Genomic DNA, 21,398 nt, shown 5'->3' on the forward strand with positions numbered 1-21,398 from the left:
GGAATTCTCATGAAAGAATTATCTTCTCTTGACGCTCATTTCGAACGTCAATCAGTCGGCGCACAAGCGCCAGCAGCGATTTATCATTCCGCAACCTATAATTTTCCCGACGCTAAAGGCCACTTTGGCATGTATGGCGGGACTTTTGTCTCCGAAACTTTGACCCATGCTTTGAATGAGTTGAAGGACGCTTACGCTAAATATCAGCATGACCCGGAATTTTTAGAAGAATTTCGTTATGAACTCAAACATTTCGTCGGTCGTCCATCGCCAATCTACCATGCAAAACGCTGGTCTGAGATCATGGGTGGTGCACAGATTTACTTCAAACGTGAAGATTTGAATCACACTGGCGCACACAAAATCAATAATGTCATCGGTCAAGCTTTGCTGGCAAAGCGTATGGGCAAGCCTCGCGTCATTGCAGAAACCGGTGCGGGTCAACATGGTGTAGCGACGGCGACAATTTGTGCCCGTTTTGGTTTGGAGTGCGTCGTGTACATGGGTTCAGAAGACGTGAAGCGTCAGGCGCAAAATGTGTATCGCATGAAATTGCTTGGCGCGACTGTGGTGCCAGTCGAATCCGGCTCTAAGACTTTGAAAGATGCCTTGAACGAAGCGATGCGAGACTGGGTCGCGAATGTCGATAACACTTTTTATATTATTGGTACCGTCGCTGGACCACATCCGTATCCTATGTTGGTGCGCGATTTTCAATCGGTGATTGGAGAAGAATGCTTATGGCAGATGCCAGAAGTAGCAGGGCGTCAACCTGACGTCGTGACTGCTTGTGTTGGTGGTGGATCGAATGCGATGGGGATTTTTTATCCTTACATCGATTTGAAAGACGTGCAGTTAATCGGTGTCGAAGCTGCGGGCGAGGGCTTGGAGACGGGTAAGCATTCCGCGTCTTTAACGGCGGGATCGCCTGGTGTTTTGCATGGCAACCGCACCTATCTGATGCAGGATGAAAATGGTCAGGTCATTGAAACGCATTCGGTTTCTGCTGGTCTCGATTATCCAGGTGTAGGTCCTGAACACGCATGGTTAAAAGATTCTGGTCGCGCGCAATACGCGACGATCACCGATGAAGAAGCGCTTAAAGCTTTCCATGATTGTTGTCGTATCGAAGGGATTATTCCCGCTTTGGAATCGAGCCATGCTTTAGCCTATGCGGCGAAATTAGCTGCGACCATGCCTAAGGATAAGATCGTGTTGGCGAATTTGTCAGGGCGTGGCGACAAGGATATGCATACGGTCGCGGAACGAGCTGGACTGAAGTTCTATTGAGCATTATCCAACAAGCCTCAGAGACGCTGAAAGTATGGATTTTTTCTTAAATAGGCGATCAGCGTCGCTTTGTCGTTCTAATTTCTTTAGCAATAATTGAGCGTAAAAATTATGTCCCGAATTCAAGCATGTATGGCTGCTTTAGCAGCGCAGAATAAAAAAGGCCTGATCCCATTTATCACAGCTGGCGATCCAGATCCTGAATTAACTTTACCTTTAATGCGTGCCTTAGTCGAAGGTGGTGCCGATATCATCGAACTGGGCGTACCATTTTCTGATCCTATGGCAGATGGCCCCGTGATACAACGTGCTTCTGAGCGTGCTTTGCTCAAAGGGGTCGGTCTGCGTGATGTTTTAGAGATGGTTAAACAATTCCGAAGCACGAATCAAACTACGCCCGTCGTATTGATGGGCTACGCCAATCCTATAGAGCGCATGGGACAGGAACAATTCATTCAGGCAGCTTCCCAAGCCGGCGTAGATGGTGTCTTAGTGGTCGATTATCCGCCAGAAGAATGTGAATATTTCGCTGAAAATATGCACAAAAACGGTATGGATACGATTTTCTTATTGGCGCCGACTTCGACGGATGAACGTATTGCGCAAGTCGGCAAAATTGCGACCGGTTACGTCTATTACGTGTCTTTAAAAGGCGTAACAGGTTCAGGTGCATTGGATTTGGATGCGGTGGCAGCCATGATTCCGCGTATTAAAAAGCATGTAAATGTGCCTGTTGGAGTTGGCTTTGGTATTCGTGATGCCGAGACAGCGAAGGCAATTGCATCTGTATCAGATGCAGTGGTAATTGGTTCTCGTATTATTCAAGAGCTAGAAAATACGCCAAGAGAACACGCTGTAGCGGCAGTGCAAAGTTTTATCACTGAAATTCGTAGCGCTCTTGATAATTAAATCAGCATGAAATTCTCGGAAAATAGGTATTTGACGCTTGTCAAATACCTATCTGAGTCGCAATTGGCGCGGAAATAGAATAGAATACGCGCCAATTGCTGCATTCCCAGAAGAGTGCGCCCCGTTTGATGAATGCAAATTGATCAAATAGATATGAGGAGAGAGCTATGAGTTGGTTAGAAAAATTACTTCCCCCACGTATTCAACGTTCCGAAACGGCTAACCGCCGTTCCATGCCTGAAGGCTTATGGGTCAAATGCCCATCTTGCGAAGCCGTTTTATACCGTTCCGATTTAGAAGCAAATGTTCATGTGTGCTCCAAGTGTAATCATCACTTGCGTATCAGTGCCCGTGAACGCCTCGATGCCTTGCTCGATACGGGCGGTCGCTATGAAATCGGTCAGGAAGTTTTACCAGTCGATACTTTGAAGTTCAAAGACAGTAAAAAATATCCAGAGCGCCTTAAAGACGCCATGGATAGCACCAATGAAACCGATGCTTTGATCGTGATGGGCGGGTCGATTATGTCCGTGCCAGCGGTGGTAGCTTGCTTTGAGTTTGGTTTTATGGGCGGTTCTATGGGCTCGGTCGTTGGTGAGCGTTTTGTGCGCGGCGTACAAGCTGCTTTGGAGCAAAAAGTGCCATTTATTTGTTTCACTGCGACTGGCGGTGCTCGTATGCAAGAGGGCTTATTGTCCTTGATGCAAATGGCAAAAACAACAGCGATGTTGACAAAATTGTCTGAGAAAAAACTGCCGTTTATTTCTGTTTTAACAGATCCGACCATGGGTGGCGTGTCGGCTTCTTTCGCTTTTATGGGCGATGTCGTGGTCGCTGAACCGAAAGCATTGATTGGTTTTGCCGGTCCACGCGTGATTGAAAATACTGTTCGCGAAAAATTACCAGAAGGTTTTCAACGCGCTGAGTTTTTGGTGCAAAAAGGCGCGGTTGATATGATCGTTGATCGACGTAAAATGCGTGAGGAGCTAGCCCGCTTGATGGCACTCTTGCAAAATCAACCAGTGGAAGCCGTTTCTTAATTCCAATGCGATTTAAAGAGCCTGAAGATTTTTGCTGGATCAGCAAATTATCTTCAGGCTCTTTTCATTTTAACCTTCTACAGACTATTCGCCCAAATCCAATCATGAGTATCAACGCTACTGCCAAGCCGACAAATTTGCTCGATTGGTTATCTGTTCTAGAAACCCGCCACTCCAAAGAAATCGACATGGGTTTAGACCGTGTGTCTGGCGTTAAATCCAAGCTTGATATTCAGTATCAGTGTCCGGTGATTATGGTGGCCGGTACCAATGGCAAAGGTTCTACCTGTGCGATGTTGGAAGCTATCTTGATGCAAGCTGGCTATCGAGTTGGTCTGTACAGCAAACCGCATTTTTTAGACTTTAATGAGCGTGCTCGAATCAATGGCGTTCCTGTTGGTGATGCGGATTTTGTAAAGGTTTTTGATGAAGTAGAAGCGGTACGTGGCGATACCTCGTTGACGTATTTTGAATTTACGACGCTGGCAATTTGTAAGCTGCTTGCTGATGCGCCACTAGACGTCGTGATTCTTGAGGTTGGATTGGGTGGGCGCTTGGATGCCGTGAATGTCATTGATGCCGACGTGTCGATTGTAACGAGCGTAGATATTGATCATGTTGATTATCTGGGCGATACGCGCGAGAAAATCGGTTTTGAAAAGGCGGGAATTTTCCGTACCGGCAGGGTTGCGATTTGTAGTGATCCTCAACCGCCACAAAGCCTGATTGATCATGCGATTGAGATTGGTGCGGATTTGCGTTTGTTTGGACGAGATTTTAATTACAACGGCGATAAACAGCAGTGGAATTTTGCCGGACGTGAGCAACGACGCAATTCTCTTGCCTATCCAAGCTTGCGTGGCGCCAATCAATTATTAAATGCTTCCGCTGTGTTAGCCGCACTTGAGGCCTTGCGTCATCAACTGCCTGTCGGCGCACAGGAGGTGCGTACGGGCTTGGTGATGGTTGATCTGCCTGGTCGCTTCCAAGTCCTACCTGGACGTCCGACTGTGGTTTTAGACGTTGCACACAACCCGCATGCTGCAGCAACGCTGTCGCAAAATCTTGATAATATGGGTTTTCATGCCTATACCTATGCAGTGTTCGGTTCTATGCTCGATAAAGACATTGCGGGTGTGATTGGTCATATGAAAGATAAAATAGACCATTGGTGTGTGTGCGATCTACCCTTGCCACGCGCAGCGACTTCTGCACAGTTGTTAGATAGTTTGCACAGTGCTGGTGTGGTTGAGGATAAAGAACATAGTTTGCAAAAATTCAGTAATCCAGCAGATGCTTATGCTTTCGCGATGAGCAATGCAGGGGAAAATGATAGAATAGTGGTCTTCGGTTCGTTTTTGACAGTTGCAGGGGTCATGCGAGCCAGAAAAAACGCTCAATCCTAAGCGACCTACCAAAGAAAATCTATTTGCTATGAGCCTAGACTCGCTATTTAAGCAAAATAATAATAAAAAAAATGATGATGATTTCTCCGAGAATGTAAGCGGAGAGTTTCGCTCGCGCTCCGAAGAGGAAAGTTTAGCTGCTGCCGATTCATCGGCTCCAGGACGAAGTAAGTCAACGAAAACCACTAAGCGTTCTAATTCAAATACTCGTAAAAGTAGTACCGATGATGCCGCCTTACCTGAGAAGAAGCGCGCACGTCGTCGTTTAATTGGTGCTGTTGCCTTGGTGTTGGCAGCGATCATTGGCTTGCCTATGGTGTTTGATTCAGAACCTAAACCAGGTACAGCGAAAATTGCGATTGAAATTCCAGCGAAAGATGGCGAGCAAGGAACAACGCAGCTTGCTCCTGAGACTAATAATGCTGTGCTGAGGGAGCAAACTCCTCAATCGGATTCAAAGCTCGCGGTGAATACAGGAATCAATCAAGGCATTGATAAATCTGAAGAAATCATCTCAGCTCCCACCCCTCAGGTCGCACCAGCATCCGTGGATAAAACGGTAAAGGATGACCGTGCAATCACAAAAGTTTATGCCAACACAAAAGCACCGACACTGGCCTCTGAAAAAATAACAGATAAAAATTCAGACAAAAAGTCTGAACTAGCTGCTGGCAATAAAACTGCTACGAGCAATCCGGTACTCACCGCAAACAAAGTGGCACCAGAGCCTTTGAAGAAAACGGAAGCGAAAGTCGAACCTAAGGCTGAAGCCAAAAAGGAAACGATTGACGATGCTGCACGCGCTCTGGCTTTACTAGAAGGGCGAAGTTTACCTGAGACAGAGAAGTTGGTCGCAAAACCGAGTAAAACAGAAATTTCTACTGGCAGTTTTGTTGTACAAGTGGCGGCATTAAATTCTCCCGCCAAAGTGCGCGAGTTGCAGGCTAAATTGAAAGCAGCAAATATCCAGTCATATACGCAAAAAATTATCACTAAGACAGGTGAAGTGAGTCGAATTCGAGTTGGCCCTTTTACTAGTAAAGCCGACGCAGAAAAGATGCGAGCTAAGTTAGTCAAAATTGGCTTAAGCGGCTCATTGATACCTGCTTAATTTTAAGCGAGGAGATTTCGTGACCTTATTTGATTACATCGTTTTATTGATCATTATTTGTTCGGTGGTAATCAGCACTTTGCGTGGATTGATTAAGGAAATTTTGTCTTTGATTAGTTGGGTCGTCGCTTTGGTTGTGGCAAACGCATTTGGCGCAAATGTTGCGAATTGGCTGCCAGAGATCATACCCGGCCAATTAAGCCGAATGATCGTCGCTTTCTTAGCCTTATTTATCGGTGTGCGTCTGTTGATGGCGTTGTTGATGCGGGCGATTGATGCCATCATTAAAGCCAGTGGTTTAAGCTTGGCAGATCGTGGCTTAGGTGGTTTATTTGGTCTCGCACGTGGTTGCGTTATCGTGATGGCGATGGTTTTAGTGTGCGGTATGACGGCAATTCCTCAGCAGTCGTTTTGGAAGGAGGCGTTGTTGAGTCCGGTTGCCGTTAGCGCAGTGCGTACTGTGATGCCGTTTTTACCTGGTTCCGTGACTCAACACGTAAAGCTGTAATCTGAATTAGTTCGGTTTTGGTTTGTTTTTATTTTCGTTTTTTTAGGAGTCCACCATGTGTGGCATCGTTGGCGTAGTCTCAAAAAATCCCGTTAATCAATTGATCTATGATGCCTTGCTGCTCTTGCAGCATCGCGGTCAAGACGCGGCTGGTATCGCAACTAGTCATGGCAATAAATTTGCAATGCATAAAGCAAATGGATTGGTTCGTGACGTGTTTCGTACTCGTAATATGCGTTCTTTACCGGGCAATATCGGCATTGGTCAAGTGCGTTATCCTACGGCTGGTTCTACTAGCGAAGAAGAAGCGCAACCGTTTTATGTCAATGCACCATTTGGTATTGTGTTGGCGCATAACGGTAATTTGACGAACGCAGCAGAGTTAAAAGTTGAATTATTCAAAAATGATTATCGTCATTTGAATACAGATTCTGATTCTGAAGTCTTGTTAAATATTTTGGCGCATCAAATTCAAGAAGTCGTCAGCGGCTACTCTTTAGATCCAGTGTCTTTGTTCCGCGCAGTTTCCATGCTGCACCGTCGCGTGCGTGGCTCTTATGCCGTAGTCGCCCAAATTGCGGGTCATGGATTATTGGCTTTCCGCGATCCATTCGGTATTCGTCCTTTATGTTTAGGTTCTGCTCATACTGATAGCGGTATTGAATATATGTTGGCGAGTGAATCTGTCGCTTTGGAAGGCACAGGCTTCAAATTTGAGCGCGATGTTGCGCCTGGTGAGGCGATTTTTATTGATCTCGATGGCAAACTTTACAGTGAACAATGCGCAGAGAATCCTAGTTTAAATCCGTGCGCGTTCGAGTATGTGTATTTGGCCCGTCCAGATTCGACAATTGATGGCACTTCCGTGTATCAAACTCGTTTGAATATGGGTAAGTATCTGGCAGAGAAAATTCGTAGTCAGTTTGGGCAAGGCGATATTGATGTCGTGATGCCAATCCCTGATTCTTCTCGCCCATCAGCAATGGAATTAGCTGATTGCTTGAATCTCGATTATCGCGAAGGCTTCATTAAGAATCGCTACATCGGTCGTACATTTATGATGCCAGGACAAGCTATCCGTAAAAAGTCAGTTCGTCAAAAATTGAATGCTATTGCGTCTGAATTCAAAGGCAAAAACGTGTTATTGGTTGATGACTCTATCGTGCGTGGTACGACGAGTCGTGAAATCGTGCAGATGGCACGTGAGTCTGGCGCGCGTAAAGTGATTTTTGCTTCTGCAGCACCTCCAGTGCAATTTCCGAACGTCTATGGGATCGATATGCCTACGCGCAGTGAGCTGATTGCTTATGGCCGTTCGCAAGATGAAATCTGTCGTGAAATTACCGCTGATGCTTTGGTGTATCAGGACGTTGCTGATATGAAGCGTGCGATTTCTGATGCGAATCCTGTATTGAAGAGTATTGAAGCGTCTTGTTTTGATGGTTTCTATATTACTGGCGATGTCACACCGGACTATCTAGATCGTCTCGAAGCGGCACGTAATGGTTCACGTTCTGATAAAGAAGATATGGTGCGCTCGCAGCTGAATTTGAATTTGTCGAGTAGCACTGACTAATTGATGAGTTAATTCTGATTGTGCCTTTAAGAATCGCCGTTAGTGAAAACTAGCGGCGATTTTTTTTGTCGATGTCGCCGACATATGACATTTGTCATTAGAAAATGGTGGCAAACAGTTCTATTCAAGCCAATCACTTTGCCGCAAAATCAAAACATCTTTAAGAATTCTCAAAGCCCAATTTTTGTTAGGACAAAAACATGACACATGCACTGCTTGAAGTAAGGCAAATAACCAAGCGTTTTGCACAACGGACTGTTGTTGATAATGTTTCTTTTTCGGTGCAGGCAGGACAGACCATAGGATTGTTGGGGCCGAACGGCGCAGGTAAATCCACCACCGTTAACATGATCTGTGGCCTATTAGCTGCCGATGAAGGTGAAGTCTTGTTGGCTGGTGAACCAATGACAGCAGGTAATCACAAGGCCAAAATGCAATTGGGTTTGGTACCACAAGAGTTGGCATTGTTTGATGATTTGTCGGCACGTGAAAATTTGAAGTTATTTGGTGCTCTGTATGGTTTAAACGGTAGTCATTTACATGCCCGTTGTGATGCCGTATTAGATTTGGTTAGTCTAAAAGATAGGGCGAAAGATAAACCGTCTAGCTTCTCTGGTGGTATGAAACGACGTTTGAATATAGCCGCGGCGTTACTCCACGATCCGAAGTTACTGATACTTGATGAGCCAACGGTTGGTATTGATCCGCAGAGTCGCAATGCCATCTTCGATGCCCTAGAAGTCCTCAAAGCGCAAGGGCGTGCTTTGATTTATACCAGCCACTACATGGAAGAAGTAGAACGTCTGGCGGATCATATTGTGATTATTGATCATGGAAAAATGATCGCCAATGAGACACCTGCAGAACTCATGCAACGTCTGCCAGCACAAGCAGCACTACATCTAAGTTTGGCACAAGCGATCGCGCCGCAGATACTCAGTCAACTACAACAGCAAACTGGCGTGGGCACTGTGATGGTTAAGGATGACGGTAAGGCTCTAGATGTGGCTTTGTTGACCCAAGATCTGGCACTCACGATATTGAATTTTTTGACGCAACATGGATGCGTGGTGACCCATTTCTCAACCGCCAAGACGAAACTAGAGGACGTTTTTTTGACTTTAACTGGACGCAGTTTACGCGACTAGCGCTGATATCGTCTCATTCAATATTTACTACTACATTAAATTTATGAAAGCGCTGATCAATCATGATTCCCCTATTTGCTCTGATACGTAAAGACATCATTTTATTTTTGCACGACAAACGCGCCTTAGTGCTAACACTGCTGATGCCTATCTTGTTGGCAGCATTCTTTGGTTATCTGACTGGTGGTAGCGGTAAGAAAGACGCGGCAAAAATAGAAATTGCCTTGGTACAAAGTGATCAGCATGTGATCAGTCACAAAATTTCCGCAGGACTGAAAGCCGATACGAGTCTACAAATACAAGAGTTAAGTCTGGAGCAAGCGCAAGAGTTGGTGCGTAAAGGAAAACTGGCGGTGGCGATTGTGTTGCCTGCAGGTTTTGGTGAGGCAGCGGGGGCCGCATTTTTTGGTACGAATGAAAAACCAGATTTGCCACTATATTTTGATCCTTCACAAAGCACAGTATTGGCGATGGTAAAAGGAATTTTGACACAGCATGTCATGCAAAGCGTTAGCGCAGAAATGTTTTCTGGTAGCGGCGGCACCAATATGGTTGCAGATTCACTTGCCAAACTTGAAGCGATGCCAGCACTGAGTAGCGAACAGAAAGAGTTGAAAACTTTTTTGGGTAGTTTGCAACAATTTCAACAACATCAACGCGGCGATGATCGCAAAGTTGAAGCGACTGCCACAAAAGAGCCCCAAAAAGAGGCTGGATTAACAATGCCTTTTCATACTAAGGAAGAGGCTCTCAATGCAAAGAGTGGCATCGCCAGCACTTACAATGGTTATGCCCATTCTTTTGCTGGCATGACGGTGCAGTTTATTTTGTTTTTAGCGATTGATGCGGGTATTGGGGTTCTGCAATCACGCAAACAGGGTTTGTGGAATCGCTTATTGGCGGCGCCTATTGGTATGAATACGCTCATTATCGCTCGCGCTTTGTCTTGCGCATTGATCGCTTTGTTCGTCAGTTGTGTCCTATGTGCGGTGGCGATTTTGGTATTTCAGGTCGAGATATTAGGCAGTGTGCCGGGCCTAATTGGAATCGCGATTAGTTTTGCGCTGATGACAGCAAGTTTTGGATTGCTGATTGCCGCCTTTGGTAAAACGCCCGAAGCCGCTCGTGGCATTGCGACTTTTGCGACTTTAGTTTTGGTGATGCTAGGTGGAGCTTGGATGCCATCGTTTCTCTTTCCACAGTGGTTGCAAGATATGACGATGTTTATTCCGACACGTTGGGCAGTCGATGGCTTTGATGCCATGACATGGCGAGGTTTAGGCATTGAAGCTGCTCTGCCATCGATGGCGGCTTTGTTAGGATTTACCGCAATTTTTGGAACTTTGGCTTTGTGGCGTTTTGGTCGCGAACAAGCTGCGAAATAGACAGCGTTGGTTTTGGATGGCATTCCTCGTATCAAAACGTAACAGAAGACAGACGCTTGTTTCAATCGCATACAAAACAAGTCTCAATAGAGGTCTTACCAATCAACGATTGAAAATATAATGGTGAAAATTTTTTTGAACTTTTCACCATTTTTTTGGCGTTGATCATCCCAATGAGATTCCTTTCTTTTCCCCTTAACGTGACTACTCTCGCCATAAGCGGTGTATTTGCTATTAGTCACGTGTCGATTGCTCAAGAAGTGCAGGAGAAAGCGAAGAACGAAGAGCGGGTGAGTGAACGTCAGGAACCGTCGAAAACCAAGGAGGAGAATCGACGTCGGGCTGTGCAAAATACTTCGCAAAAAAAACTGCAGGCGAATTCGAGTTCAGAAAAACCATCGAGTGTCGATGCTAAAGCTTCGGATACTCCACAAAAAGTGATGGTGAACGGCACTAAGCAATCGGATATGGATTTACGGCGCAATTCGATTGCGGGCAAAATTATTGTTGGCCGTGAAGAGTTGGATCGTGACGGTGACTTCACAGTGGGTGAAATTTTAAAGCGATTGCCTGGCGTGACAACTGGTGGTCGTCCAGGCCGTGGTGGCGACGTGCGTATGCGCGGTATGGGTGGTGGGTACACACAGATCTTAGTCAATGGCGAACGTCCCCCTCGCGGTTTTTCGATGGAGTCTTTATCGCCTGATCAGGTCGAACGTATCGAGGTAATGCGTGGGCCGGTGGCAGAGTTTAGTACGCAGGCAATTGCAGGTACCATCAATATCATTTTGCGTGAAGAGTATCATCCCAAAGACATTGATTTGAAGTTGGCGTTAGGATTTGAGCAGGGCAGGGTTGCACCCAATTTGTCCATTACCTATCCGGGGCAAATAGGTAATCTCAGTTATGCTTTAAGTGGATCAATTTTTCGGAATGGTCAGCATGATTACACCAATTCGGAACGCATAGAACAAACCGACGCAGGATTGGTTCGACTGATACAAGATCAAATAGACCAAACTACACGTCAGTCCACAGGTGTTCATTTGACGCCTAGGTTCAGTTACAAATTTGAAGATGGCGATAGTCTAACGCTGCAACCGTTCTTAATGAACTCCCGCAGCCGTTCTAGAAACACGTCGACGCTGACACAATTTCCAGATGAGCCAGATCGAGAAACGGGGCAGCAGCCTGTCGCACTGGCAAATTCCAACGGGAACGCAGACTCGACTTTATTTCGCTTAAATGCGAATTTCCAGCATCGTTTCGACGATACCTCCAAATTGACATTGAAGATGGGGGGCGGCATTGGTCGCTCAGATAGTGACAGCTTGCGTAGGCAATATGCGAAGAGCGGTGAGCAACTGAACCTCATTAGCGATGTCAATAACACGCGCGATACCTCATTTAGTCAAGGTGGGAAGTACACAACACCGATTGGTGATAAACAGAATCTGGCAGCTGGTTGGGATTTTGAACGCAATCAACGCGAGCAGAAACGTATTTCACTCGATGATGGACAGCCACAGTTTGCCGATTCTGGCGACAATTTGGCAGCATCAACGCGCCGACTTGCAGCGTATGTTCAGAATGAAATTGATATCAATGCACAGTGGTCTGGCTATGCTGGCTTACGTTGGGAAGGGATTAAAACCCTTAGTAGTAAATCCCATCACGTCGTCAACAGTTCGACCAGTGTTTTTAGTCCTATCGTACATGCTGTGTATCGGATACCGGATTTTGGTAAAGATCAGATACGCATGAGTTTGACGAATAGTTATCGTGCTCCAGCCTTAAACGACGTGATCGCGGTACCGGCGATATCGCCTTTAAATGGCCCGATTCGTCCAGATCGCACAGGCAATCCAGATTTAAAACCAGAATTATCGCGCGGATTTGATATCGCTTATGAGCACTATCTAAAGAGTGCAGGGATTATGAGTGTCAATTTGTTTGTGAAAAACATCGATAATTTAATTCGTCGCCGCACTGAAGACGTCATGGTTGAAAATAAAAAACGTTGGGTTAATTCACCGATCAATCTTGGACATGCCGTCGCAAAAGGCATAGAGCTAGAAGCGAAATTTCAGGTGCAAGAATTTTTCCCTGAAGCACCAGCGATCGATGTTCGTGCCAATTACAGCAGATTTTGGTCGAATGTTGATGATGTAAAGGGGCCGAATAATCGCCTCGACCAACAACCTGCACAAACTGCTAATTTCGGACTTGATTATCGTGTGGGTGGCGTACCCTTGACACTAGGCGGCAATCTCAATTGGACCCCAGCCTATGTAAATCAAACTAGCGATACGCAGACGACCAGTACAGGCATTAAACGACAATTGGATATGTATGCTTTGTGGAAGTTGTCAACTAGCTTGAAATTGCGATTGTCCGCTAGTAACTTACAAGCAAACGATTATCTAAGCGGCAGCACCTATGCAGTTAATGGCATCAATTATTTGCAAAGTAGTCGTTCTAAGACTTTTACGGTATTTAATTTGCGTTTGGAATTGAAGATTTAACTGAAGCGCTTAACTCAAGCACTTAACTGGCTCGTATCGATTCATTAAAATCTTCGATTTGATGCGAAATAATTTGAATTAATCCTTGCTCGGCAGCTTGTTGTGGGTGTCGCATTATAAGGTTATAGAAATCATCAACAGTGTCCATTGGCGTATGGCTTATTCCTACACAAGCATTGCGTCCAGATTTTTTGACGATATATAGGCCTTGGTCAGCAAAGTTGACAACTTGTGCCCACGTCATGAGATGTGGCTGTCGCGGTAAGAATGGGAATGCTGCATAGCCAACCGAGCAGGTGCGTGATATTGATATGTCATCCAATAAAATGAATGGCGTATTTGAAACCACTTGTCTGATACGCTCCGCGACAGTAGGCGCATCTTTTCGATTACAAGTGCGCGCAACCACTAAAAACTCTTCTCCACCCCAACGAACAAGATAATCTGACTCTCTGAAAACGCTCTGCAAGCGGTCACGCATTTGTATCAAAACCATGTCGCCGCAGGCATGACCATAAGTGTCGTTGACCGATTTAAAATGATCAAGATCAACCATAAAAAAGACGATGTCGTCGTCAGCAGGATTGCTTAATGGATCGGATGCGTCGCTAATTTTATCTTCATAGGCTCTCAAAGCACGTGCAGCATCGCGTTCAATATTCTGCAATAAAAAACGACGATTTCTGAGTCCTGTTAGAGGGTCAGTGATACTCACTTCCTCCAATTGATTTTGCGTCTCTCGCAGGGCCGCTAAGGTCGCTTGCAACTGTTTATAGGCAGATGCATTGTCAAGTGCAATAGCACCATAAGCCGCCAGCGTACGTAAAATTGAGCGTTCCCTTTCGCCATACACATGGGCACGAGTTGATTGTATTGACATTACACCTAAGAGACGCTCACCTATCATCAATGGCGTATATAACAAACTGAGTGTGGCTACTGTACCTGGAATGATGAAGCGCCCGGTTGCGCCCGGTTCGCGTTCCAATATAATTTCTTGTCGTTCACGGGCACAACGGGCGAAAGATGAGATCGGGTGGTCAAGTGCAGTTTCAAAACTTGGAATCGGTGCGCCGTTTTCTATGCCGAAAACAAAGCGCAAGGTGTTTCCATCTGGTTCTAGCAGAGAAATTCCGAAGCTGGTAGCGTCTAGCAAATCATCAACGTGCCGGTGCAAGGCTTCAAATACCGACTCGACATTGAGATTAGCGGTGAGTTCTCGACCTATTAGCCCCAAAGTTTCAAGGGTATTACCCGCCTCTTGCAAACTTGCAGCACGTTTTGCTTCAGTTTCTGCGATACGTCTGTGATATTCGGCGTCTGCCCGATGGCGCTCATTGTCGTAACGAACTTGCATCGCTGTGGCGCGATTGCGGGCTTCATTCAGGCGGCGATTTTCTTTGGCTTTTGCCGCCAGTCGTGAGTACTGAAATGCTGTTTTGTAATCCTCAATTGCCGCATAGCTATCGGCAATATTATCAAGTAAATCCGCGGGAATATTAATACCTTTGATGGAGTTACATAGAGCCAAGGCTTCGAGCTGGTAGTGCAAGCTTAGATGAGGAAAGCTGTTTATATTTTGCGTCGTGTCGTAATCAAGCGCGGGGAGTTTTTTTGCCAGCTCAGCATAGACACGCAAACACTTAATCTGTTCGTCAATGTTGTGATGCGCTCGGGCTATGTGTAATGCTTGTTTGATTTTTTCTTCTGCTTCGCCTAATTGCTCCAGACGACAAAATGCGATCGCTTGTCCACGCCAGCAGTCTGAAAGAAACACGGGTTCATCATGCGTTTGAATTTTGTCAGCGGCTTGCTCGAAATACTGTAATGCTTGCTCCGGCTCTCCTAAATCTAGTGACAAATCACCGAGATAGGCTAGTGTATGGGCGAACGTGCGGGAGTTGGGAATCTTGCTTTGTATGTTTAACGACTCAATCAATTTCTCTTTGGCATCTTCATGGCGCTCTAGCAGCCTAAGTGCATTGCCTATTTGTAGTAATGCAATCGCGAGTGAGCCCGGCCATTGATTACTGCGAGAGAGCGCCAAGGCAATTCCATTCCATTCCAAGGCTGCGTCTAAATCACCTAGAGTCGCGAAAGAGTCCCCCGCATTGGTTGCGGCAAGAATCGCCAACCGAATTTGGCCAGTCTCGAAGGCGGCGCGATGTGCTTGTATATGTAGGCGGCATGACTCACCCATATCGCCAACTTTATTCGCAATGATCGCTTGCGCACTTGTCAGCCATGCATTGACCTCGGTCGGGTAGCTGAGACTTAGGTCAAAATGCTCATGCAGTAAGGTATTGGTTTTTTGCGGATCACGAATTGCACTATTGTGTAAACTTCGAGCCAAGGCAATTTGATAGCGGGTCGTATCTTGAGCGAGTTTGTACTGATCGATTGCTGCGAGCAAACATGTATCACGTTTCTCGATTTCACCTAAATCCCTATGAATCGAACTAAAGAGAAAATAAGTATCACCAAGTCCTATTGGATCTTGTTCTTGGTCAAATAGATCGTGGGCAAGTTTGGCTTGGTTTTTCGCGATATCAAGATCGCCAACAAGCCAGTGAATTTCTGCTGTTGTGAGGCTAATATAAGCGTTAAACAAGTGAGTTTCACTTGGCTCGCAAGTGCTGCTATTTAGCAGTGCATTTGCTTCTTTGCTGTAAGCTAGAGCTCGAGACGATTGACGTTGACGTAAGTACCATGCCAACGAGACTAGCGTCTCAAGACGAGACGAGCCTGCCAGCGACGTCAAGGTCGCTTCCAGTGCGAAAATTTCTGCGTCTAATGCGTACAAATCCATTCTGGCCTTGCAATGATTCAGCTAACTCGAAATTACAGCGTCAGCGAATTTAACATAAAGACGATGCACTTGAAATACGATTTATCCCGCAAATGTGAAGTGAGTTGATGCTAAGTCAGTTTTCAATGTATTTTGAAAATTTTAAAAAGTCAATTTCGTTTGGTATTGATTCGAACAATATTTATTAGAATAAGGAAGAAGTTACTTTTAATACTTCATCTGCTGTGGTCACGCCATCGATAATTTTGTTGGCCCCCGCAATTCGTAACGGCTTCATGTCATCTTTAATCGCTTGATCTCGTAACGCATGAATGTCTGAATCTTGTTGTATTAACTTACTAAACGTCTGAGACACAGTTAATAATTCGTATAAGCCTGTTCGCCCTTTGTAACCAGTTTGTCTGCATTCGATGCAGCCGACTGGGCGATAAACTGTTTTTGGTTTATCTATTGGCCATTCCTCAACCATTGCTGCCCATACTGGATCCGTAATGTCGCCGTCATCAGCCTTGCAATGCGGGCATAAAGTTCGGACCAGACGTTGCGCTAGAATGCCAACGATGGTCGCTTCTAATAGATAGTAAGGCACGCCCAGTTGCAGCAGGCGCATAATCGCAGATGGCGCATCGTTGGTATGCAATGTCGATAGCACCAAATGGCCAGTCAACGCAGCCTGGATCGCCATCTCGGCAGTCGCTAAATCTCGAATCTCACCCACCATGATGATATCGGGATCTTGTCGCATTAACGCACGTATGCCATCGGCGAAAGATAGGTCGATATTTGATTGAACTTGCATCTGGTTAAACGACGCTTCGACCATTTCGATAGGATCTTCTACGGTACAAACATTGACATCTGGCGTCGCTAATGCTTTCAAAGTTGTGTATAGCGTCGTTGTTTTACCAGAACCAGTTGGCCCTGTGACCAAGATAATGCCATGCGGTTTTTTTGTTAGACCATCCCAGCGCATTGCGTCATTCGTCGGAAATCCCAGCTCAGGCAGGGTTTTTACTACCACTTCTGGGTCAAAAATTCGCATCACTAATTTTTCGCCAAACGCGGTTGGTAATGTCGATAAACGCAGTTCAACTTCTTGTCCATCAGCTGTTTTGGTTTTTACTCGGCCATCTTGTGGTCGTCGTTTCTCGATTACATCCATCCGGCCCAACAATTTGATCCTCGCCGTCATAGCGATCATAACGATGGCCGGCACTTGATACACTTGATGCAGAACACCATCAATACGAAAACGTATGGTAGCCATATCTCGTTTAGGTTCGAGGTGAATGTCTGAGGCACGCTGATCAAAGGCAAATTGCCACAGCCAATCGACGATATTAATGATGTGTTGATCATTGGCATCGACCTGCTTGTTTGACTTGCCTAATTCAACAAGTTGTTCGAAATTATTTCTGAGCGCAATATCATTACCATTTGATTTGCGAGCATCTTTGATGGATTTTGCGAGAGAGAAAAATTGTGCTGTGTATTGTGCTACGTCGAGTGGATTGGCAAGCACCAATCGAATTTCTTTTTTTGTAATACGTGCAATTTCGTCGAGCCACGCTTGGTTGTCATAGGGGTCTGTGGTTGCTATGGTGACGCTATCATTGTTGGCATCCACCGGCAGAATATTAAATCGTGTTGCATAGGTGGATGACATGACATCCGACACTTTTGTAAAGTCGATTTTGAGCGGATCAATTCGATAAAAAGGTAAGCCGGCTTTACGGGCTGCCCATTCTGTTAGCCAGTCTAAGGTCAGCAGCTGCTGAGGGCGTATGGCAGAATAAAGTTTGGCTTGCGCAATCGCAGTGAATGGATGCATGCTTTCGGATCCATTTTTCAAAATGCCACGAGCATGATTGAACGCTGTTTTAGCATCTTCTTTTTTTACAATGCCGTCTTCCATCAGCCAGGTGAAGATTTGCTGCATGCTTAAACTTTTGATTGTTCCGCTAGTCATGTTTGTATGTTCTCTAGTTTTCAAAGTGATGGCGTGCTAGCCAACAGAACGGTCTTTTTATTTCTGCTTACTATTTTTGAGTCGATAGCAGGCCGTCAACCCAGGTCTTGGCTGGCAGCTTGGTGCTGGTCCGAATCTCTTCCGCTCGTGCGTACAAACTTTCTGCATTCAACTTCATGTGAGATTTGAAAGCAATTGCCACGACATTGCCATCATGTACTTCCGGGAGACACAGAACAGTGCCGAATACATAACGTAACACTTTAATGTTTTTTGCAAAGCTCGGGTGATCACCAAACAAATTGACAGTTAATACGCCATCGTCCTTTAAGCATTGTGAGCAGGCCTCGTAAAATTCAGTGCTATCTAAGACAGGCCCGCGTGCAGTTGCATCGTATACGTCGACTTGAATCGCATCAAATTGGGCTTGATGATTGGGGTCGCAAACAAAGTCCATCGCATCCATTTCAATGACATTTAAACGCTCGTCATTTGGTGGTAGCTTAAACATGCTTTCACAAACCATGATGACTGAAGGATTGAGATCGACTGCCGTTACTTTTGCATCAGGAAATTGACGATAACAGAATTTCGTTAAGGCGCCAGTTCCCAATCCTAGTTGAAGCAAGTGTTGAGGCTTATCTAAAAAAAGCATCCATGCCATCATTTGTTGTGCATATTCTAGTTCTAGCCAATCTGGTTTCCGTAAGCGCATAGCACCTTGTACCCATTCGGTGCCAAAGTGTAAATAGCGGACGCCATCAAGCTCCGATATGGTCACTGGAGCGAATTTAGGTTTGCGTGTGGACGCAGTTTTTTTTGCAGCCGTGGGTCCCGAGCGATGATTGCTTTCTGCTTCTACTGATTTTCGTTTGATTAACATATAAAGCGGGTGTTGTTTAACAGGTTGACTGGTAAATCTTGTAAAGATTGATTGTAAGCCCTATGTTGTACTATGTGCCATCAAATTATATCGGGATCGGTCTTCGACGAATGTTATGCGGAATGTCAACTGATTGTTAAATCTTACGTTGTACATTCACAGGTGATGGTAACTATTTGTTTGCGTCGTTTTTTGTTGAATGTATTCTTAAAATCAGATCCAAGAAAAAAGGAGTTTATTTTGAAAAAGTTAATTTTGGTTGCTGCCGTGACGGCGACAATGTTTTCACTGAGTGCTTGCGTGTCAACCCGAACATCAGGCAATGTCTACCGTCCTTACCAAACCCAAAATGAAATGACGGTTCGCATGGGTGTGGTTGATTCTGTGCGTGAAGTCACGATCGATGGTGGTCGAAGTGGTGTCGGCACATTAACTGGCGCCGCTTTAGGTGGTTTGGCAGGGTCTAGTGTTGGCAGTGGTCGTGGTTCCACAGCGACAGGAATTGTTGGTGCTGTCGTGGGTGGAATCATTGGTAATAATATGGAATCTAACGCTAATACCCGTCGAGGCTTGGAAATCACTGTTCGCCTAGAAAATGGCGACTTGAAGGCGATTACGCAAGATGCTGATGAAACTTTCCGTCCCGGTGATCGTGTACGTTTGTTGTCAGATCGTCGTACGACACGCGTAACGCATTAAGACGATTGGTCTTCGCAGAAAACAAAAAACCGGAGTGTGAATTCCGGTTTTTTGTTTTTGGAGGCGATTTACAGGCCTCGTGGGTTTATTTGCTGACGTTTAACAGCATTTCATTTAAACGCTTTACAAATGCGCTTGGATCATCAAGTGTCCCGCCTTCGGCTAAAGCGGCCTGATCAAACAAGATGTGAGACCAGTCATTGAATTTCGCTTCCTCGTATTTCAAACGCTGCACCAAAGGATGATCTGGATTGACTTCCAAAATTGGTTTGGATTCCGGCGCTGCTTGACCTGCGGCTTTCAACATCCGAACCAGATTGCCAGAGAGTTCATTGTCATCAGCAACTAAACAAGCCGGGGAGTCGGTCAAACGGAAAGTGATGCGAACATCTTTAGCCTTATCTGCCAAAGCGGCCTTCATCTTCTCAACCAGATCTTTGAATTGTGTTTCAGTTTCTTCGTGCTGCTTCTTTTCAGCTTCGTCTTCTAGCTTACCTAGATCCAAATCACCTTTAGCAACGGATACTAAATCTTTACCTTCAAACGCAGTCAAGAAAGACAGCATCCATTCGTCGACGCGATCTGTGAGCAACAGGACTTCCACGCCTTTTTTGCGGAAGATTTCCAGATGCGGGCTGTTTTTAGCTGCGGCAAAGCTATCAGCAGTGACATAATAAATCTTGTCCTGACCTTCTTTAGCGCGGGCAATATAGTCAGCTAATGAAACTGTTTGGGTATCGTTGTCATTGTGCGTAGAAGCAAAACGGAGCAGGGCAGCGATACGATCTTTGTTCGCTGCATCTTCACCGATACCTTCTTTTAATACTTGACCGAATTCTTTCCAGAAACTGGCAAATTTTTCTTTCTTGCTTTCAGCTTCATCGCCTTCCGCATTCGCCAAATCTTCCAGCATACCCAGCACGCGTTTGGTCGAGCCTTCGCGGATCGCTTTGATATCGCGTGATTCTTGTAAAATTTCACGAGATACATTCAAAGGCAAATCGTTGGAATCGATTATCCCTTTTACAAAGCGCAGGTATACTGGCATCAATTGTTCTGCATCGTCCATGATAAACACACGTTTGACGTAGAGCTTAATGCCGCCACGTTTATTGCGGTCCCACATATCAAATGGTGCGCGGCTAGGGATGTATAGCAGTTGTGTGTATTCGCTGCGACCTTCGACACGGTTGTGTGTGTGCGTCAACGGTGCGGTGTAGTCGTGCGAAATATGTTTGTAGAATTCTGTGTATTGCTCAGGCGTGATGTCGGATTTGCTGCGCGCCCATAAAGCACTTGCTTGATTCACAGTTTCGAGTTCATCTTTCAGAACTTGTTCTTTTTTCTCATCATCCCATTCTTCTTTTTGCATCAAAATCGGCAAAGAGATGTGATCGGAATAAGTGCGGATGATGGACTTGAGTTTCCATGACGAGAGGAAATCATCTTCACCTTCGCGCAAATGCAAAGTGATGGACGTTCCACGATCTTCTTTGGTAATTTGTTCTACGCTGAAGTCGCCAGCGCCAGCTGATTCCCAGCGCACGCCTTCATTTGCAGCAGTACCAGCACGACGTGATTCCACTGTCATCTTGTCGGCAACGATAAAACCAGAGTAGAAACCAACACCAAACTGTCCAATCATAGCCGCGTCTTTTTGCTGGTCGCCGGACAGTTTAGAGAAAAACTCTTTGGTGCCAGATTTAGCGATGGTGCCCAAGTGATTTACTGCATCATCACGAGTCATCCCGATACCGTTATCGCTGATGGTCAGCGTACGCGCTGTTTTGTCGAAGCTGACTTTGATTTTTAATTCAACATCGTTTTCGAATAGGCTGGCGTCATTAATTGCTTCAAAGCGCAATTTATCCGCAGCGTCCGATGCATTTGAAATAAGCTCTCTTAAAAAAATTTCTTTGTTTGAATACAAAGAATGGATCATCAATTGGAGTAGCTGTGAAACTTCTGCTTGAAATCCCAGGGTTTGTTTTTCTGACATACTTTCCTCGATATTTAAGAATTGAAGGAGTCGAAACGGAGTCGATGAATGAACTTCACTGGGCTTCAAATGTGGTGCTAACTTGATATTTCAAGAGGGCGGTTGGAATTTTTCTATTTTCAATTTGAATGGTTGTCGCGA

The 21,398-nt window shown here is 45.4% G+C and carries 15 protein-coding genes; 11 read left to right on the top strand and 4 right to left on the bottom strand.

From position 1 onward, the window contains the following. Positions 1–9: 9 nt before the first annotated feature. From trpB to H8K52_RS00860, 10 genes are all read left to right on the top strand, one after another. Positions 10–1,290 carry a tryptophan synthase subunit beta gene (gene trpB, locus H8K52_RS00815; protein WP_186920614.1) on the top strand — a complete coding sequence of 427 codons (1,281 nt, stop codon included), beginning with the start codon at positions 10–12 and terminating at the stop codon, positions 1,288–1,290. 111 nt (positions 1,291–1,401) lie between these two features. After that, positions 1,402–2,199 (top strand): tryptophan synthase subunit alpha, encoded by a 798-nt coding sequence (gene trpA, locus H8K52_RS00820; protein ID WP_186920615.1) that lies wholly within the window; start codon positions 1,402–1,404, stop codon positions 2,197–2,199. Positions 2,200–2,366: 167 nt separating this feature from the next. Beyond that, positions 2,367–3,239 (top strand): acetyl-CoA carboxylase, carboxyltransferase subunit beta, encoded by an 873-nt coding sequence (gene accD / locus H8K52_RS00825; RefSeq protein ID WP_186920616.1) that lies wholly within the window; start codon positions 2,367–2,369, stop codon positions 3,237–3,239. Between the two features lie 104 nt (positions 3,240–3,343). Then, positions 3,344–4,645, top strand: a complete 1,302-nt coding sequence (folC, locus tag H8K52_RS00830) for a bifunctional tetrahydrofolate synthase/dihydrofolate synthase (protein ID WP_186920617.1) — start codon at positions 3,344–3,346, stop codon at positions 4,643–4,645. A gap of 28 nt (positions 4,646–4,673) precedes the next feature. Next, positions 4,674–5,756: an SPOR domain-containing protein gene (locus H8K52_RS00835; RefSeq protein ID WP_186920618.1), complete on the top strand. Its 1,083-nt coding sequence runs from the start codon at positions 4,674–4,676 to the stop codon at positions 5,754–5,756. 19 nt (positions 5,757–5,775) lie between these two features. Then, entirely contained in the window at positions 5,776–6,264 is a 489-nt protein-coding gene (locus H8K52_RS00840) for a CvpA family protein (protein ID WP_186920619.1), read from the top strand. Between the two features lie 55 nt (positions 6,265–6,319). Then, complete coding sequence (purF, locus tag H8K52_RS00845) at positions 6,320–7,840, top strand: amidophosphoribosyltransferase (protein ID WP_186920620.1); 1,521 nt, start codon at positions 6,320–6,322, stop codon at positions 7,838–7,840. 200 nt (positions 7,841–8,040) lie between these two features. Continuing rightward, the gene (locus H8K52_RS00850) at positions 8,041–8,988 is read left to right on the top strand and encodes an ABC transporter ATP-binding protein (RefSeq protein ID WP_186920621.1); all 948 of its coding nucleotides are present in this window, start codon (positions 8,041–8,043) and stop codon (positions 8,986–8,988) included. Positions 8,989–9,050: 62 nt separating this feature from the next. Further along, a complete protein-coding gene (locus H8K52_RS00855; protein ID WP_186920622.1) occupies positions 9,051–10,373 on the top strand; it encodes an ABC transporter permease in 1,323 nt (440 codons plus the stop codon). 200 nt (positions 10,374–10,573) lie between these two features. Then, positions 10,574–12,898 carry a TonB-dependent receptor plug domain-containing protein gene (locus H8K52_RS00860; protein ID WP_343044112.1) on the top strand — a complete coding sequence of 775 codons (2,325 nt, stop codon included), beginning with the start codon at positions 10,574–10,576 and terminating at the stop codon, positions 12,896–12,898. A gap of 22 nt (positions 12,899–12,920) precedes the next feature. On the opposite strand, the gene H8K52_RS00865 is transcribed toward H8K52_RS00860, so the two are convergent. The 3 genes from H8K52_RS00865 to H8K52_RS00875 form a co-directional block, all read right to left on the bottom strand. Continuing rightward, positions 12,921–15,707: a diguanylate cyclase gene (locus tag H8K52_RS00865; RefSeq protein ID WP_186920623.1), complete on the bottom strand. Its 2,787-nt coding sequence runs from the start codon at positions 15,705–15,707 to the stop codon at positions 12,921–12,923. Between the two features lie 184 nt (positions 15,708–15,891). Next, entirely contained in the window at positions 15,892–17,676 is a 1,785-nt protein-coding gene (tfpB, locus tag H8K52_RS00870) for a type IV pilus assembly ATPase TfpB (RefSeq protein ID WP_186920624.1), read from the bottom strand. Between the two features lie 70 nt (positions 17,677–17,746). After that, positions 17,747–18,559, bottom strand: a complete 813-nt coding sequence (locus H8K52_RS00875) for a spermine/spermidine synthase domain-containing protein (protein WP_186920625.1) — start codon at positions 18,557–18,559, stop codon at positions 17,747–17,749. Positions 18,560–18,799: 240 nt separating this feature from the next. On the opposite strand from H8K52_RS00875, the gene H8K52_RS00880 reads away from it, so the two are divergent. Further along, entirely contained in the window at positions 18,800–19,258 is a 459-nt protein-coding gene (locus H8K52_RS00880) for an outer membrane lipoprotein (RefSeq protein WP_246464178.1), read from the top strand. Between the two features lie 85 nt (positions 19,259–19,343). On the opposite strand, the gene htpG is transcribed toward H8K52_RS00880, so the two are convergent. Beyond that, positions 19,344–21,257 carry a molecular chaperone HtpG gene (gene htpG / locus H8K52_RS00885; protein WP_186920626.1) on the bottom strand — a complete coding sequence of 638 codons (1,914 nt, stop codon included), beginning with the start codon at positions 21,255–21,257 and terminating at the stop codon, positions 19,344–19,346. Positions 21,258–21,398: the final 141 nt, after the last annotated feature.

Source organism: Affinundibacterium seohonense (assembly GCF_014284305.1).
Classification (GTDB): Bacteria; Pseudomonadota; Gammaproteobacteria; order Burkholderiales; family Burkholderiaceae_D; genus Undibacterium; species Undibacterium seohonense.

What these genes read in the sequence shown, in the direction of transcription:
- trpB (WP_186920614.1), top strand. Translation starts at nt 10, where the DNA reads ATGAAAGAATTATCTTCTCTTGACGCTCATTTCGAACGTCAATCAGTC.
- trpA (WP_186920615.1), top strand. Translation starts at nt 1,402, where the DNA reads ATGTCCCGAATTCAAGCATGTATGGCTGCTTTAGCAGCGCAGAATAAA.
- accD (WP_186920616.1), top strand. Translation starts at nt 2,367, where the DNA reads ATGAGTTGGTTAGAAAAATTACTTCCCCCACGTATTCAACGTTCCGAA.
- folC (WP_186920617.1), top strand. Translation starts at nt 3,344, where the DNA reads ATGAGTATCAACGCTACTGCCAAGCCGACAAATTTGCTCGATTGGTTA.
- H8K52_RS00835 (WP_186920618.1), top strand. Translation starts at nt 4,674, where the DNA reads ATGAGCCTAGACTCGCTATTTAAGCAAAATAATAATAAAAAAAATGAT.
- purF (WP_186920620.1), top strand. Translation starts at nt 6,320, where the DNA reads ATGTGTGGCATCGTTGGCGTAGTCTCAAAAAATCCCGTTAATCAATTG.
- H8K52_RS00850 (WP_186920621.1), top strand. Translation starts at nt 8,041, where the DNA reads ATGACACATGCACTGCTTGAAGTAAGGCAAATAACCAAGCGTTTTGCA.
- H8K52_RS00855 (WP_186920622.1), top strand. Translation starts at nt 9,051, where the DNA reads ATGATTCCCCTATTTGCTCTGATACGTAAAGACATCATTTTATTTTTG.
- H8K52_RS00865 (WP_186920623.1), bottom strand. Translation starts at nt 15,707, where the DNA reads ATGGATTTGTACGCATTAGACGCAGAAATTTTCGCACTGGAAGCGACC.
- tfpB (WP_186920624.1), bottom strand. Translation starts at nt 17,676, where the DNA reads ATGACTAGCGGAACAATCAAAAGTTTAAGCATGCAGCAAATCTTCACC.
- H8K52_RS00875 (WP_186920625.1), bottom strand. Translation starts at nt 18,559, where the DNA reads ATGTTAATCAAACGAAAATCAGTAGAAGCAGAAAGCAATCATCGCTCG.
- htpG (WP_186920626.1), bottom strand. Translation starts at nt 21,257, where the DNA reads ATGTCAGAAAAACAAACCCTGGGATTTCAAGCAGAAGTTTCACAGCTA.